This window comes from Nocardia sp. NPDC020380 (assembly GCF_044386975.1).
In the GTDB taxonomy this organism is placed as follows: domain Bacteria; phylum Actinomycetota; class Actinomycetes; order Mycobacteriales; family Mycobacteriaceae; genus Nocardia.
Window position 1 is genome coordinate 75,201 of sequence record NZ_JBIRVQ010000028.1, and the last position, 16,969, is coordinate 92,169.

2 protein-coding genes and 1 pseudogene (1 of these 3 running past the window's edge) are annotated in these 16,969 nt (G+C 70.1%); 2 read left to right on the forward strand and 1 reads right to left on the reverse strand.

Translation table 11 applies throughout. From position 1 onward, the window contains the following. Together ACH438_RS44795 and ACH438_RS44800 are read left to right on the forward strand one after the other, a co-directional pair. Window positions 1–15,859 carry the 3' portion of a non-ribosomal peptide synthase/polyketide synthase gene (locus ACH438_RS44795; protein WP_397017151.1) on the forward strand. The gene continues 3,524 nt to the left of window position 1, outside the view, so 15,859 of the gene's 19,383 nt are visible here — the last part of the coding sequence; its start codon lies off the left edge, out of view; it ends in the stop codon at window positions 15,857–15,859. Window positions 15,860–15,873: 14 nt separating this feature from the next. After that, the gene (locus ACH438_RS44800; protein ID WP_397017153.1) at window positions 15,874–16,095 is read left to right on the forward strand and encodes an MbtH family protein; all 222 of its coding nucleotides are present in this window, start codon (window positions 15,874–15,876) and stop codon (window positions 16,093–16,095) included. A gap of 480 nt (window positions 16,096–16,575) precedes the next feature. Here ACH438_RS44800 and ACH438_RS44805 read toward each other — a convergent pair. Beyond that, window positions 16,576–16,866 (reverse strand): annotated as a pseudogene (locus ACH438_RS44805) (SRPBCC domain-containing protein); the annotation flags it as partial. Window positions 16,867–16,969: the final 103 nt, after the last annotated feature.

The following is a 16,969-nucleotide window of genomic DNA, read 5'->3' on the forward strand; positions in this document are numbered from 1 at the left end:
CGATATCGAGCTGCTCGATCTGGGCGAGCGCGACTACGTGATCGACAGCTGGAACGCCACCGGCGCGAAGGTCGCCGACACCCTGCTGCACGCCGGCTTCGACGCCCAGGTGCAGCGCACCCCCACCGCGACCGCCGTGATCGCGGGCGACCGCTCCCTGACCTACGCGGAGCTGTCGGAGCAGGCCAATCGCCTGGCCCGCCTGCTGATCGAGCGTGGCGCCGGAGCGGAATCGCTGGTGGTGCTGGCCATGTCGCGGTCGGTGGAACTGGTGATCGCCATGTACGCCGTGCTGCGCGCCGGCGCGGCCTACGTGCCCATCGATCCGGCGCATCCGGCCGAGCGCATCGCCAATGTGCTGGGCACCGCGCACCCGCTGCTGGTGCTGACCACCGCGGCGGATGCCTTCGACACCGATGCCGCACCCCTGCTGCGCCTCGACGAGGTGGATCTGTCCCGGTATTCGGAGGCCCGGATCGGTGACCGCGAACGCGGCGGCGTCGTGCATCCGGAGCATCCCGCGTACGTGCTGTTCACCTCCGGCTCGACCGGCACCCCCAAGGGCGTGGCCGTCAGCCACCGGTCCATCGCCAATCAGATGGCCTGGATGCAGGCCGAATACCGGATCGCCCGTTCCGATGTGTATCTGCAGAAGACGCCGAGCACCTTCGATGTCTCGCTGTGGGGCTACTTCCTGCCGCTGCGGGTCGGTGCGACGCTGGTGCTCGCGTCCCCGGACGGCCATCGTGATGCCCGTTACCTGGCGGAAACCGTTGCCGCGCACGGCGTCACGCTGACCGACTTCGTCCCGTCCATGCTCTCGGTGTTCGCCGCGCACGCGGAGCCGGGCGAATTGGATTCGCTGCGTGACGTTTTCGTCGCCGGTGAGGCATTCCCGGTGGAGACCGTGGTGGCCTTCCGCGCCGTCTCCGATGCCACTCTGCACAACCTGTACGGCCCCACCGAGGCCGCCATCACCGTCACCTACCGCGAGGCCGACGAGTTCACCCCCGCGGTCCCCATGGGCGAGCCGGAGTGGAACACCCAGGTCTACGTGCTGGATTCGCGGCTGCGCCCCGCGCCGATCGGCGTCCCCGGCGAGCTGTACCTGGCCGGCGTGCAGCTGGCCCGCGGCTACTACGACCGCGCCGATCTGACCTCGGATCGCTTCGTGGCCAATCCCTACGGCTTCCCCGGCGCGCGCATGTATCGCACCGGTGACCTGGTGAAGTGGACCCAGGACGGCGAGCTGGCCTACCTGGGCCGCATCGACTTCCAGATCAAGTTCCGCGGTCAGCGCATCGAGCTCGCGGATATCGAGAGCGCCCTGCTGACCCTGCCCGAGGTGGGTCGGGCGGCGGTGCGGCTCATCACCGCCGACACCGGCGACTATCTGGCCGGGTACGTGATCCGCACGGCGGGCAGCGAACTCGACACCACCACGGTGCGGGATCGCCTGACCGCCCTGCTGCCGCCCTACATGGTGCCCACCACGGTGGTCGAGCTGACCGAGTTCCCGCTGGGTACCAGCGGCAAGCTGGATCGTGGCGCGCTGCCGGTTCCGGTGCTGGCCGCCAAGCGTTTCCGCGCACCGGTGGACGCCACCCAGCGACTGGTCTCCCGCGTCTTCGGTGAGGTGCTGGGCATTCAGCACGTGGGCCTGGACGACGACTTCTTCCTGCTGGGCGGCAGTTCGCTGCTGGCCACCCAGATCACCGCGCGCACGGGCGCCGAACTGGGCGTGCGGATTCCGGTCCGCATGCTGTTCGAGGGCGCCACCGTGGCCGGTTTCGCCGCGGCCGTGGGCCGCCTGGCCGATGCCGCCCCGCGTCCCGCGCTGGTCGCGGGACCGCGTCCCGAGCGGGTGCCGCTCTCGCCCGCGCAGCAGCGGCTGTGGTTCCTCAACCGGCTGGAGAACGAGCAGGATGGCCCGAGCCTCTACAACCTGCCGCTGGTGCTGCGCCTGTCCGGCCGGTTGGACGTGACCGCGCTCGAGGAGGCCGCACTGGATGTGCTGGCCCGCCACGAGGCGCTGCGCACCATGTACCCGGACGACGGTTCCGGTCCCTACCAGCAGCTGCTGGAGGCCGCCGAGGTCGGGCTGAGCCTGACCCCGGTGCCGGTGCTGCAGGACGAGGTGACGGCGGCCGTCGCGGCCGTGGTCCAGGCGTCCTTCGATGTCACCCGCGAACTGCCTTCCCGCATCGCGCTACTGGTGGTCGACCGCGGCCCCGACGCTCCGGTGAACGCCGACGAGTACGTGCTGGTGCTGGTCGTGCACCACATCGCCGGTGACGCGCTGTCGCTGCGCCCGCTGGTCACCGACCTGATGACGGCCTTCCACGCGCGGACCGCCGGTGCGGCCCCCACCTGGGAGCCGCTGCCGGTCCAGTACGCCGATTACGCGCTGTGGCAGCGCGAGATCCTCGGCTCCGCCGAGACCCCGGGCGATCTGGCGCACCAGCAGCTCGGCTTCTGGCGGGACACGCTGGCCGGTACACCGGCCCAGCTGCCGCTGCCGGTGGACCGCCCGCGTCCAGCGGAGCCCCGGAACACCGGCGCCGCAATCGATTTCACGGTTCCCGCCGAGGTGTCGGCCGGACTGCGGGCGCTGGCCCGCGAGCACGGCGCGAGTCTGTTCATGGTGGTGCACGCGGCCTTCGCCGCGGCGCTGGCCCGGCTCACCGGCACCGGCGATATCGCCATCGGCTCCCCGGTCGGCGGTCGCGGTGAACGCGAATTGGACGGCCTCATCGGGATGTTCGTCAATACCGTGGTGCTGCGCACCGCGGTGGACGGCGGCGCCTCGTTCCTCGAACTGCTGGCCGGCGTGCGCGAGACCGACCTGGCCGCCTTCGCCAATGCCGATCTGCCCTTCGAGCAGATCGTGGACGAGCTGGTCACGGATCGCACCGAGACCGGTCACCCGCTGTTCCAGGTCATGCTGAGCTTCGGCGAGAACCACGGCGACACCGGGGAACTGGCGCTGCCGGAAGCGCGGGGAGGCGGAGCGCTGACCATCCAGCCGGTGCCACTGACCGATCCGGGTGCGCGCTTCGACCTGCAGCTGGTGGTCGACGACGGCGCGGACGGGACGCTGGGCGGAGCCCTGCGCTACGCCGACGAGCTCTTCGACGCGGCCACCGCCGCCTCCTTCGTGGCGCGCTGGCAGCGGGTGCTGCACGCGGTGGCCCTCGACGCGACCGCTCCGATCGGCGATATCGACCTGTTCGAGGCCGCGGAACGCGAACGCGTGCTGCGGGTCTGGAACGACACCGCCGTCGCGGTGGACCCGGCCCGCACCCTGCTGACCCGCTTCGAGGAGCAGGTGGCGGCCGGAACCGATACGGCCGCCGTGTGTTTCGAGGACGAGAGCCTCACCTACGGCGAGTTCGCCGCCCGCGTGCACCGGCTGGCCCGCCACCTGGTGGCGCAGGGTGTCGGCCCGGACGTGCCGGTCGCGCTGGCCATGCGCCGCGGCCCGGACCTGGTGATCGGCATGTACGCGGTGGTGGCGGCGGGCGGCGCCTACGTGCCGCTGGATCTCGATCATCCGGTCGACCGCATCCGCTACATCATCGAGACTGCCGCTCCGGCGGTCATTCTCACGTCCGGGACGGACAGCCCGTTCGGCACCGCGGGTGTGGACGGTTTCGGCGTGCCGCAGCTGCGTATCGACGAGCTCGTGAAGAGCGGTGCGCTGGAAGAGTATTCGGACACGCCGCTCACCGACGCCGATCGCCGGGTCGCCCTGCACTCCTCGCACACCGCGTACATCATCTTCACCTCGGGCTCGACCGGCCGGCCGAAGGGTGTGGCCGTCGGTCACGCCGCGATCGTGAACCGGCTGGAGTGGATGCAGGCCGAATACCGCCTGACCACCGCGGATGTGGTGCTGCAGAAGACTCCGGCCACCTTCGACGTGTCGGTGTGGGAGTTCTTCTGGCCCTTGCAGATCGGCGCGCGCCTGGTCGTGGCACGGCCGGACGGTCACCGCGATCCGGCCTACCTGGCGGGCCTGATCGCCCGCGAGGGCGTCACGGTCGCGCACTTCGTGCCCTCCGCCCTGGAGTTGTATGTCACCGAACTCACCGAGCACGCGGGGGAGCGGGATTCCGCTCCGCGCACCATCTTCGCGTCGGGGGAGGCGCTGGCCGCCGCGACCGCGCAGCGCCTGCGCGCCCTGACCGGCGCGGAGCTGCACAATCTGTACGGCCCCACCGAGGCGGCGGTGGACGTCACCTACCACCGCGTCACCGATGCGGACACTCGCACGGTGCCGATCGGCCGCCCGGTATTCAATACCCGCGTGTACGTGCTGGATTCGCGTCTGGCGCCGGTTCCGGCGGGCGTGCCCGGCGAGCTCTATCTGGCCGGCGCGCAGCTGGCCACCGGCTACACCGCCCGGCCGGGCCTGACCGCGGATCGCTTCGTGGCCAGTCCCTTCGCGGCTGGTGAGCGCCTGTACCGCACCGGCGATCTGGTCAAGTGGAACGCCGAAGGCGAGCTGGAGTACCTGGGCCGCACCGACTTCCAGGTGAAGCTGCGTGGACTGCGTATCGAGCTCGGTGAGATCGAAGCGGCGCTGGCCGCCGAGGACACCGTGGCGCAGGCCGCCGTACTGCTGGCCACCGTCTCGACCGGCGACATCCTCACCGCCTACCTGGTGCCCGCCACCGGACAGGTCATCGATACCGAGGCCCTGTCCGCGCGGCTCGCAGCGAAGCTACCCGGCTACATGGTGCCGGGCGCCTTCGTGGTGCTCGCCGCCATGCCGCTGACCCCCAACGGCAAGCTGGACCGTGCGGCCCTGCCCGCCCCGGTCCTCGCCCCGGTCGACGAATTCATCGCGCCCGCAGGCGATTCGGAGATCCTGGTCGCCGCCGTGATGGGTGATCTGCTGGGTCTCGACCAGGTCGGCGCGGAGGACAACTTCTTCATCCGCGGCGGCAACTCGCTCATCGCCACCCAGCTGGTGGCGCGCCTGTCCCAGGCCACCGGTCTCGCCATCCCGCTGCGCACCATCTTCGACGCGTCGACCGTGCGTGACCTGGCGGTCCGCCTGGCCGAGCTGGCCGCCGAGGAGAAGGTGGCGCTGCCGCCGGTGACGCGGCAGGAGCGCGGCGATTTCGTCCCGCTGTCGATCTCGCAGCAGCGCATGTGGTTCCTCAACCGTTTCGACACCGAGGCGGGCGGCTACAACATGCCGTTCGCGTTGCGCCTGACCGGTGCGCTGAATGTGGAAGCCCTGCGCACCGCGGTGGACGATGTGATCGACCGCCACGAGACGCTCCGCACCCTGTACCCCGAACAGGACGGTGTGGCACGGCAGCTGGTGCTGCCCGCCGGCACCCGCCTGGTCGATCTGGAGCCGAAGCCGGTCGCCTCGGCCGAGCTGCCCATGCTGGCGGTGGGCCTGGCGCACACGGTCTTCGATGTCACCGTCGAGGTGCCGCTGCGCGCGCAGCTGCTCCAGGTGACCGATGAGCCCGACACCTACGTCCTGCTGATCGTGGTGCACCACATCGCCTCCGACGGCTGGTCGCTGGCCCCGCTGGCCCGGGATCTGGCGCAGGCGTACGTGTCCCGCTGCGCGAATGTCGCCCCGACCTGGCGGCCACTGCCGGTGCAGTACGCGGATTACGCCATCTGGCAGCGGAATGCGCTGGGCACGCCGGACGACGCGTCCTCGGTGCTGGCCCGGCAGCTGCGGTACTGGCAGCGCCGCCTGACCGGCGCCCCGGATCTGCTGGCCCTGCCCACCGATCGCCCGCGCCCCGCCGTGGCCTCGGGCCGCGCGGACGCCCGCACGGCTGTGCTGGACGCCGAATTGCACGCCGCCGTGGTGGAATTCGCGAACGAGCACCGCGCCACCCCGTTCATGGTGCTGCACGCCGCGCTGGCCGTGTTGCTGGCGCGAGTGTCGGGCACCGATGACATCCTGGTCGGCACCCCCATCGCGGGTCGTGGCGATCAGGCCCTGGACGATCTGGTCGGCATGTTCGTCAACACCCTGGTGCTGCGCACCCCGGTCGCGGCGCGTGCCCGCCTGTCGGATGTGATGGCGCAGGTCCGCGACAGCGACCTGGCCGCCTTCGACCACTCCGCGGTCCCGTTCGAGACGCTGGTGGACGCCCTGAATCCGGTGCGCTCCCAGTCGTATTCGCCGCTGTACCAGGTCGGCTTCACCATGCAGAACCTGGCGCAGCCGGACTTCCACCTGCGCGAGCTGTCCATCACCGGCCTGGACGCGGGCGTGCTGCCGATCCAGTTCGATCAGGACTGGACCCTCAGCGATCACTACGAGGACGGCGTCCCCACCGGCATCGACGTCCACCTGCACTACGCCACCGACCTTTTCGACGCCGATACCGCCACCGACTTCCTGCGCTGGTACGAGCGGGTGCTGCGCACGCTGATCACCGACCCGCGCACCGTGGTGGGCGAGCTGGAGCTCATGTCGGTGGCCGAACGCGGCCGGCTGTTCTCCGACCGCAATGCCACCGTCCGCGCCCTGCCCTCGGAGACCTTGGCCGACCTGCTCGATCACCGCGCCGCCGCCTCCGGCGACGCCGTGGCGATCGAACTCGACGGCGCCACCCTCACCTGGTCCGAACTGGCCGACCGCTCGAACCGCCTGTCCCGCTTCCTGATCCGCGAGGGCGTAGGCCCGGACGACATCATCGCCCTCACCGCGGTCCGCAGCCTCGACATGATGATCGCCCTCTACGCCGTCATCAGCGCGGGCGCCGCCTACGTCCCCATCGACCCCGACCACCCAGCAGACCGCATCACCCACGTCCTCGAAACCTCCCACGCCCGCTTGGTCCTGGCAGTAGGCGGCGCAACCCTCCCGGCTTCGATCGCCGCACTCACGGAAACCGCTGCGCCCGATTCGATCAGCGCGTCCGATGGAGCGATGGCCGCCGTGGCCGGCCCGGTGGCGGACGGCGTAACCGACGCGAAGACCGCCGAGATAGCCGCCGCTGTGGCAGCCGAGATAGTCGATGCTGTGGCAGTCGAGGTCGTCGACGCGGTAGCAGCGAGCGAGCCGGTGGCCACACCGAGCGCACCTGGCGTCCGGACCCTTGTGGTCGCCGATCTCGACCTCGCTGGTTTCTCCCCCGCGCCGATCACCGACGCCGAGCGTGTCCGGCCGCTGCGGCCGGACAACCTGGCCTACGTGCTGTTCACCTCGGGCTCGACCGGTAAGCCCAAGGGGGTCGGCACCAGCCATCGCGCGATCATGAACCAATTGCGCTGGCTGGAGCACCGTTACGAGGTCACGGCCGCCGACCGCATCATGCAGCGCGCGCCGCTGGCCTTCGATGTCTCGGTGTGGGAGTGCTTCCTGCCTGCCCTCACCGGCGCGCCGCTGGCCCTGCTGCGCCCGGGCGGTCATCAGGATCTGAACTATCTGGCCGATCGCATGCGCGAGCACGGCGTCACCATTGCCGAGCACGTCCCGTCGGTGCTGGCCGCCCTGCTGGCGGAGGGCCACGGCGATGCCCTGCGCTCGTTCCGGCACCTGCACACCGGCGGCGAGGCGCTCCCCGCCGAACTGCTGGGCGCCCTGCGCGAGCAGGTGGGCGGCGCGGTCCACAATGCGTACGGCCCGACCGAGGCGGCCATTTCGGCCGTCTATCACGAATTCACCGATGCGGACCCGGATTACGAGGTCGCCATCGGCCTGCCGAACTGGAACACCCGCGCCTACGTCCTCGACGCCCGCCTGCGCCCGGTCCCGACCGGCGTGATCGGCGAGCTGTACCTGGCTGGTGACCAGCTGGCCCGCGGCTACCAGTCGCGTGGCGGACTCACCGCGGAACGCTTCGTGGCCGACCCGTTCGGCGTGGCCGGTAAGCGCATGTACCGCACCGGCGACCTGGTGCGCTGGAACCGCGCGGGTGACCTGGTCTACCTCGGCCGCAACGACTTCCAGGTGAAGCTGCGCGGCCAGCGCATCGAGCTCGGCGAGATCGAGGCCGCGCTGCTGGCGGCCGAGGGCGTCGCGAATGCCGTGGTCCTGCTGGATCGCGACAGCAGCGGCACCGATTGCCTGGTCGGATACGTCTCCGGCGCCGGGCTTTCCGCGGACACCGTCCTCGAGCACGCCAGCGCGCTGCTGCCCGCCTACATGGTCCCCGCGCACCTGGTGGTCCTGAAGGACATGCCGCGCACCAGCGTCGGCAAGCTGGACCGCGCGGCCCTGCCGAAGGTCGAGTTCACTGCCGCCGCAACCACTTTCCGCGCACCCCGCGAGGGCGCGGAGGCGGTGCTGGCCGGTCTGGTCGGCGAACTGCTCGGCGCCACCGCCCCGATCGGCGCGGACGACGACTTCTTCGGGCTGGGCGGCAATTCGCTGCTGGCCATGCGCCTCGTCGCCCGCATCAATGCCACCTTCGGCTGCGATCTCGGCGTCCGCACCATCTTCGAGTTCCCGACCGTCGCCACGCTGGCGCCGGTGGTGACGGGCGCCGATCAGCGCACGCTGCCGCCGCTGCTGGCGGTCCCGCGCCCGGAGCGGATTCCGCTCTCGCCCGCGCAGACCCGCATGTGGCTGCTCAACCGCCTGGATCCGGCCTCACCGGCCTACAACATCCCGTTCGCGGTGCGCCTCATCGGCAATATCGACTTCGAGGCGCTGCGCGCCGCCATGGCCGATGTCATGACCCGGCACGAGGTGCTGCGCACCCGCTACCCGATGGACGCCGACGGCGAAGGCCGCCAGGAGATCCTGCCCGCCGGCACGGTCATCGACCTGCCGCTGGAGGAGATCACCGGTTCGGTCGTGGAGCGCTTCTACGAATTCGCCTCCGCCGGTTTCGATGTCACCACCGAGGTGCCGCTGCGCGCCATGCTGCTGCGCGAGTCCGAGACCAGCCACGTGCTGGTCGCGGTCCTGCACCACATTGCCGGTGACGGCGCCTCCACTGATCCGCTGCTGCGGGATGTGGTGCTGGCCTACCTGTCCCGCACCGTGGGCGTCGAACCCGCCTGGGAGCCGCTCGCGGTCCAGTACGCGGATTACGCCCTGTGGCGGCACGAGGTGCTCGACACCGTCGGCGAAACCGAACTGGACTACTGGCGGGAGACCCTCGCCGGCCTGCCGGACGAGCTGACCCTGCCCGCGGATCGCCCGCGCCCGCCGGTCGCCTCCTTCCGTGGCGCGGTGGTGCGCGGCCGGATCGGCGGCGGTATCGGCCAGCGCGTCCGTGAGCTGGCCAAGCAGCATCACGCGACGCCGTTCATGGTGTTGCACGCGGCCCTGTCGACCCTGCTGGCCCGCCTGTCCGGCAGCGAGGACATCGCCATCGGCACCCCGGTGCTGGGCCGCGACGAGCCCGCGCTGGACGGCCTGGTCGGCATGTTCGTCAACACCCTGGCACTGCGCACCCGCCCGGCCGCCGACCGCACCTTCGCCGAACTGCTGGCGGAGAGCCGGACCACGGACCTGGCCGCCTTCGCGCACGCCGCCGTCCCGTTCGAGCGGGTGGTGAGCGCGCTGGGCGTGGTGGCCGAGCAGGCCCGGCACCCGCTGTTCACGGTCTCGCTCAATTACCTCGACCTGGACGACGGCACGCACGCCGTGCCCGGTCTGGTGCTGGAGCCGGTCGACTTCGACGACAGCGTCGCCAAGTTCGATCTCACCTTCTCGGTCGGCCAGGACCTGGACTCGGACGGCAATCTGGTGGTGGAGCTGGTCTACGCCACCGACCTCTACGACGAGTCCACCGCCCGGGATCTGCTGCGCCGCTTCGGCCGGGTGCTGGGCGCGGTCACCGCGGACGCCACCCGCACCATCGGCAGCGTCGAGGTGCTGTCCCCGGGCGAACGGGCCGGCATCCTGGCCCGCCGCGGTCCGGTTGCGCTGGAGCCGATGTCGCTGGCCGAAATCCTGCGCGCGGCCGTCGATCTGAATCCGGCCGCCCCCGCGCTCATCTACCGCGGCGAGCAGGTGAGCTACGCCGAACTGGATGCGATGTCCTCGCGTCTGGCCCGGCTGCTCATCGAACACGGTGTCGGCGCCGAGGATTTCGTGGCCCTGTCGGTGCCGCGCTCGGTGTACTCGGTAGTGGCGCTGTTCGCGGTCGCCAAGACCGGTGCCGCCTTCCTGCCGGTCGACCCGACCTATCCGGCCGACCGCATCGGTTTCATGCTCTCCGATTCCGGTGCCCCCGTGGGCATCACGATCGCCGAGTACGCCGACCGGCTGCCCGCCGACACCTGCACCTGGCTGGTGATCGACGATCCGGCGACCCAGCTGCGGCTGGCCGACGCGGCCGGCGAGCGGATCGCCCCGGCGGAGCTCGTGCGCCCCGTGCACGTCGACAATGCCGCCTGGATGGTCTACACCTCCGGTTCCACCGGCCGCCCCAAGGGTGTGGTGGTCGGCAATGCCGGGATCATCGGCATCGCGGGCGTGCATCACCGGCATTCGCCGACCACGTCGAGTTCCCGTGTGCTGCACCGTACTTCGCCCAGCTTCGACGCCAATATCCTGGAAATCCTGATGGCCTTCCCGGTCGGCGCGGCGCTGGTGGTGTCGCCGGTGGAGATCATCGGCGGTGCGGAGCTGAAGGAGCTCATCGAGTCCGAGGGTGTCACGCACGGCGTGTTCACTCCGGCCGTCATCAATACCCTCGACCCGGAAACCCTGCGCGGCATGCCGTATCTGACGGTCGGCGGCGAGGGCTTCGGCCAGGATCTGGTGGACCGCTGGGGCGCGACCCGCGAGCTGTACAACGGCTACGGACCCACCGAGATCACCATCATCAGCCACATGAGCTACCCGCTGCCGCCGAACGGCCGTGTGGTGCTGGGTGATCTGGTGGACGGCCAGTCCGCGGTGGTGCTCGACACCCGGCTGCGTCCCGTCCCGGACGGGGCGGCGGGCGAGCTGTACCTGCGTGGTCCGGGCTTGGCCCGCGGCTACCACGGGCGTGCCGCGCTGAGCGCCGACCGTTTCGTGGCCGACCCGTACGGCGCACCCGGCGGCCGGCTCTACCGCACCGGTGACCTGGTGCGCTGGGTGCGCAGCCCGATCGCGGGCAGCACCGAGCCGACCCTCGAATACCTGGGCCGCTCCGACGATCAGGTGAAGGTGCGCGGCCTGCGCATCGAACTCGGGGAGATCGACGCGGCGCTGATCGCCCACGAGAGCGTGGAATTCGCGGTCACCGTCGGCCACACCGGCCGCAGCGGTGACGTCTCCCTGGTCTCCTACGTGGTGCCCGCCGCCGGTCGGGTGGTGGACACCGAGCAGCTGCTCGAGTTCGCGGGCCGCTCGCTCATCGCCTACATGGTCCCGGCCGTGATCATGGTGATCGACGCCATCCCGCTCACACCGATGGCCAAGCTGGATCGGAAGGCGTTGCCCGAACCGGTCTTCCGCACCGCGGAGTTCCGCGCGCCGGAGACGGTGGTCGAGCAGGTGGTGGCCGACACCATCGCGCAGTTGCTCGGCGCCGACCGGGTCGGCCTGGACGACAACTTCTTCCTGCTCGGCGGCAATTCGCTGAGCGCGGTGAAGCTTTCGGCCCGCCTGTCGGCGCGGCTGGGCGTCGATGTGGCCATGCGGACCGTCTTCGAGTTCCCGACCGTGGCCGCCCTGGCCGCCACGGTGGACGCCGACGCGGTGCGGCTCTCCGAGGGCCCGGCGCTGGCGCCGCGCACCGGTGAGGGTCCGGTGCCGTTGTCGCTGCCGCAGCAGCGCATGTGGTTCCTGAACCGCTTCGACGGCGATTCCTCGGCCTACAACATGCCGCTGCCGATCCGCCTCACCGGCGCGCTGGACATCCCCGCCCTGGAGGCCGCCATGGCCGATGTGGCGGCGCGGCACGAGGTGCTGCGCACGGTGTACCCGCTCACCGAGTCCGGCCCGGTGCAGGTCATCCTGCCCATGTCCGAGGTGGAACTGCCCTCGCTGCAACCGATTCCGGTCGCCGCCGATGAATTGTTCGGCGTAATCACCGATTTCGTCTCGGCTGGTTTCGACGTCACCACCGGTGTGCCGCTGCGCGGGCAGCTGTACTCGATCGCCGGTACTGCCGATGAGTACGTGCTGGTCGTGGTGGTGCACCACATCGCGGCGGACGGCGCCTCCATGGCCCCGCTGGCCCGGGATGTGATGGCCGCCTATGCCGCCCGGCATGCGGGCCTGGCCCCGCAGTGGCAGCCGCTGCCGGTGCAGTACGCGGATTACGCGCTGTGGCAGCGTGCTCGCCTGGGCGCCGAGGACGATCCGAACTCGCTGCTGGCGCGGCAGCTCGACTTCTGGCGCGGTGCGCTGGCGGGCCTGCCCGATCAGCTGGACCTGCCGTCGGATCGGCCGCGCCCGGCGGTGCTGTCCACCGAGGGCGGCTCGGTCGAGTTCGATCTGGATGCCGATCTGCACAAGCGGCTCGTGGATCTGGGTCATTCCCAGGGCGCGACGCTGTTCATGGTGTTGCACGCGGCGTGGGCGCTGCTGCTGGCCCGCTTGTCGGGCACCGCGGATATCGCGGTCGGCACCCCGATCGCGGGCCGCGGTGAGCACGAACTGGACGACCTGGTCGGCATGTTCGTCAACACCCTGGTGCTGCGTGCCGCGGTGGATCCGGCCGCCGACTTCCGCACCCTGCTGGCCGAGGTGCGCGAATCCGACCTCGCCGCCTTCTCGCACGCCGATGTGCCGTTCGAACGCCTGGTGGAATCGCTCGACGTGGTCCGCTCCACCGCCCGCCACGCCCTGTTCCAGATCGGCTTCTCCTTCAACAATGTGGAGACGCCGGAACTGGAACTGGACGGATTGCGGGTCGGCGCGGCCGATTTCGAGACCACCATCTCGCAGTTCGATCTGCACCTGGTGATAGCCGACCGCTACGCCGCCGACGGCGCCCCGGCCGGGCTGACCGCCTCGCTCACCTACTCCACCGCCCTGTTCGACAAGGACACCGCGACCGGATTCGCCGAACGCCTGCGCCGCGTCCTCAATGCGGTGGTGTTGGCGCCGGAGTCGCAGGTCGGTGATCTGGAAATCCTCGCCGCCCCCGAGCGCACCCGAATCCTGCGCGCCTGGAACGACACCGCACACGAGGTGGAGACCACAGCCACCCTGGCGACGCTGCTGGACCGAACCGCGGCCCTGCACCCGGACCGCATCGCCCTGGTCGCCGACGCCCCGGCCACAGTCGGGACACGCGCGGCTTCGAGTGCGGCGCAGACCGGTACGCCCGCGACCTCGGGTGTGGCGCAGACCGGTACATCCGAGGCCGCAGGTGCGGTGCAATCCGGGACATCCGCGGCTTCGAGTGCGTCGCAATCCGGTACGCCGGTGGCTTCGAAGCCAGCGCACCGAGGTCTACCGGCCGGTCGGGTCGAACTGACCTACGGCGAACTCGTTGCGCGCGTCAATCGCCTTGCCCGGCACCTGATTTCGCTCGGCGTCGGCCCGGAGGACCGGGTTGCGCTGGCATTGCGGCGCTCGGTCGACCTGGTGGTGGCCATGTACGCGGTGTCCGTCGCGGGCGGCGTCTATGTGCCGGTGGATCCGGATCAGCCGGCCGACCGCATCGAGTACATCCTGGCGACATCCGATCCGGTGACCGTGCTGACCTCGGGCGCCGACTTGGAGGTCGACACCGCGCAGCTGCCGATCGATCGGCTGGATCTGAGCGGCTACTCCGACGCGCCGATCACGGCCGCCGAACGCCGCGGCACGCTGCGCCCGGACCACACCGCCTACGTGATCTTCACGTCCGGCTCCACCGGCAAGCCCAAGGGCGTGGCGGTCCCGCATGCGGCGATCGTCAACCAGTTGCTGTGGAAGACAGCCGAATTCGGGCTCGGCGCGGAGGACGCGGTGCTGTTGAAGACGGCCGCCACCTTCGACCTGTCGGTCTGGGAGTTCTGGTCGGCCGCGGTCTCGGGTGGACGGCTGGTCATCGCGGCCCCGGACGGTCACCGCGACCCGGCCTATCTGATCGACCTCATGGCCCGCGAAGGCGTCACCACCCTGCACGCCGTCCCGTCCATGCTGCACGCGCTGCTCACCACGGCCACCTCGGGTGCCGCCCGGACGGCATTGCCGCTGCGCCGCGTACTGGCCATCGGTGAGGCGTTGCCGGCGGCGGTGGCGCAACGGTTCCGCCGCACCTACCCGGAGATCGAGCTCTGCAACCTGTACGGCCCCACCGAGGCCGCGGTCTCCATCACCAATCACCGGGTCACCGACGCGGATCGGTTGTCGGTGCCGGTGGGCGCTCCGGAGTGGAACTCGCAGGTCTACGTGCTGGATTCGCGGCTGCGCCCGGTCCCGGCCGGCGTCGAGGGCGAGCTCTACCTGTCCGGCGCCCAGTTGGCCCGCGGCTACTTCGCGCGCCCCGATCTGACCGCGGATCGCTTCGTGGCCAGTCCCTTCACGCCGGGCGAGCGCATGTACCGCACCGGCGACCTGGTGGCTTGGACTTCCGGCGGAGAGCTGGAGTATCTGGGCCGCACCGACTTCCAGGTCAAGGTGCGCGGTTTCCGCATCGAACTGGGCGAGATCGAGACGGCGCTGCTGGCGTCGCCCGAGATCGCGCAGGCGGCCGTGCTCGTTCACGAAGGACCGAACAAGGAGAGTGGAATGCTGGTGGCCTACCTGGTACCGGCCTCGGACACCGCGCTCGATACCGAGCGGGTGGCAGCCGCGTTGCGCGCCGCACTGCCGTCCTACATGGTGCCCTCGGCCTTGATGGTCCTGGACGATCTGCCCCTCAATGCCAACGGCAAGCTCGACCGCAAGGCGCTGCCGGAACCGGTGTTCGCGGCGCGCGAATACCGGGCCCCCGTCAGCGATCTGGAGATCGCGGCCTGCGCCGCCTTCGCCGGGGTGCTCGGGGTGGAGCGGGTCGGCCTGGACGACAGCTTCTTCGAGCTCGGCGGCAATTCGCTGCTGGCCGTGCAGCTGGCCGCGGAGCTGGGTGGCAAGCTCGGGATGCAGATTCCGGTGCTGCTGCTGTTCACCGATCCCACGCCCGGCGGCTTGGCGGCGCGACTGCGCAATGCGGAGTTCGATGTGGAGCGCGCCTTCGACGTGCTGCTGCCGCTGCGTACCGGCGGCACGGGCGCCCCGCTGTTCTGCATCCATCCGGTCGGCGGTGTGGCCTGGTCCTTCGCGGGCCTGACCGCGCACCTGGACGAGTCCCGGCCCATCTACGGCCTGCAGTCGCCGACGCTGGGCAGCGCTGTGCCGCTGCCGGATTCGATCGAGGACTGGGCGGATCGCTATGTCGCGGAGATCCGCCGCGTCCAGCCGGAGGGCCCGTACCATCTGCTCGGCTGGTCGCTGGGCGGTGTGATCGCGCACGCGGTCGCGGTGCGGCTGCAGGATCAGGGTCAACGGGTGGCCTCGCTGGCCATGCTGGACAGTTCCCTGGACAGCGACGGCCCGTTGATCGACGAGGCGTCCTCGGTGCAGATCCTGGTCAGCGAAATGCTGGGCGGCCTGCTCGGCGATGCCTCCGAACTGGACGGCCTGGACCCGCAGACATTGGCGGCCAAGCTGGCGGAACTGCCCGAGCCCTTCGCCTCGGTGGGCGCGGAACGCCTGGCCCGCATCGTGGACAGCGGTGTCGCGTCGCTGTCCCTCATCGACCGTTACCGGCCGCGCCCGTTCCACGGCGACCTGCTGTATTTCACCGCGGCCCTGGATGATCCGACCGGCACGCTGGGCGTGTCCGGCTGGGCGAACGCCATCGACGGCGCCTTGCACAACCACGCCGTGTTCGCCACCCATTGGCAGATGGCAACTCCGGAGTCCCTGGCCCAGATCGCGCGGGTACTCGACGCCCCCGTCTCCGGAGCGGCCACCGCCACCCCGAAAGACCATGCCTAGAAAGGTGATTCGCCATGAGCAGCAACCCCTTCGACGACGAAGACGCCCAGTTCTACATCCTCGTCAACGAGGAGGCCCAGCACTCCTTATGGCCGGTGTTCGCCGCGGTCCCCGGCGGCTGGACCGTCGCCCACGGCCCCGCCGGCCGCCAGGAATGCCTCGAATACGTGGAAGCCCACTGGACCGACATGCGGCCCAAGTCGCTCATCGAAGCGATGGCCGTCGATCCCGAATAGCACTGCGGAACAAAGGTTCCGCACAGTGAAGAAAGAAGAACAGATAGATGCCAACCGGCGGCACCGGCACCGTGGACTACGGCGCCATCCTCACCCAGGTCCTGTCCTTCCTGGCCACAGGTTCCACCACCAGCTACACCCCCAAATAGCCATCCACCCCCAGTAAGGAGTCCCCATGCCCACCACCGGTTCCGGCGCCGCCGACGTCCTGGCGGCCCTGGCCCACCTGATCACCACAGGTTCCGCCACCTCCATCGTCCCCGGCTAGCCCCCTCATGACGACCGGAAGCGCAGTCAACAACCTCCTGGAGCTGTTGGCCAAATCCATCCAAACAGGTTCATCCGTCACCCTCCCGCCCCTATAACGCGGGAAGGTACAGGGCCACCAGGGCATTCCACCCCGGCAGCCCCCTTTTCCACCTGAATACACGCCGCGGCGTCCCGTCCACCTCCCCTCTGCCGGACCGGCACGCCGCGGCGTCAGTGTTTCATTACCTCGCCGAGTCGCGGCAACACGCGACGTTTCCAGCTGCGCTCCGTGGCGTTGCGCACCATCTGCTGCCGACGGTCCTCGATATCGAAACCGCTTTGTGTGAACAGAAGTCGGGTGCCACGCCCCTGCGGGTGCAACGTCCAGTCGACAATCCATCGGGCGGGATGGACGGCTTGCAGGTATCTCCAGCTGTAGGTCAACTGTTTGCAGGGCTGGGCTGTGAGGACTTCGCAGGCGATTTCATCCAGCGGTGCGGACGGCATGGTGAATCGGAAGCGGGTTCCTGGGGCCTTGACCCCGGAAGTTGGACACGGGGTTTGTGATTACGCGGCTTGAGCCATGTTATCGGGTGCGTGAACGGATTCGTAGTCGGCGGGGCTG

Coding starts and splice junctions, on each gene's coding strand:
- ACH438_RS44800 (WP_397017153.1), top strand. CDS start 15,874: ATGAGCAGCAACCCCTTCGACGACGAAGACGCCCAGTTCTACATCCTC.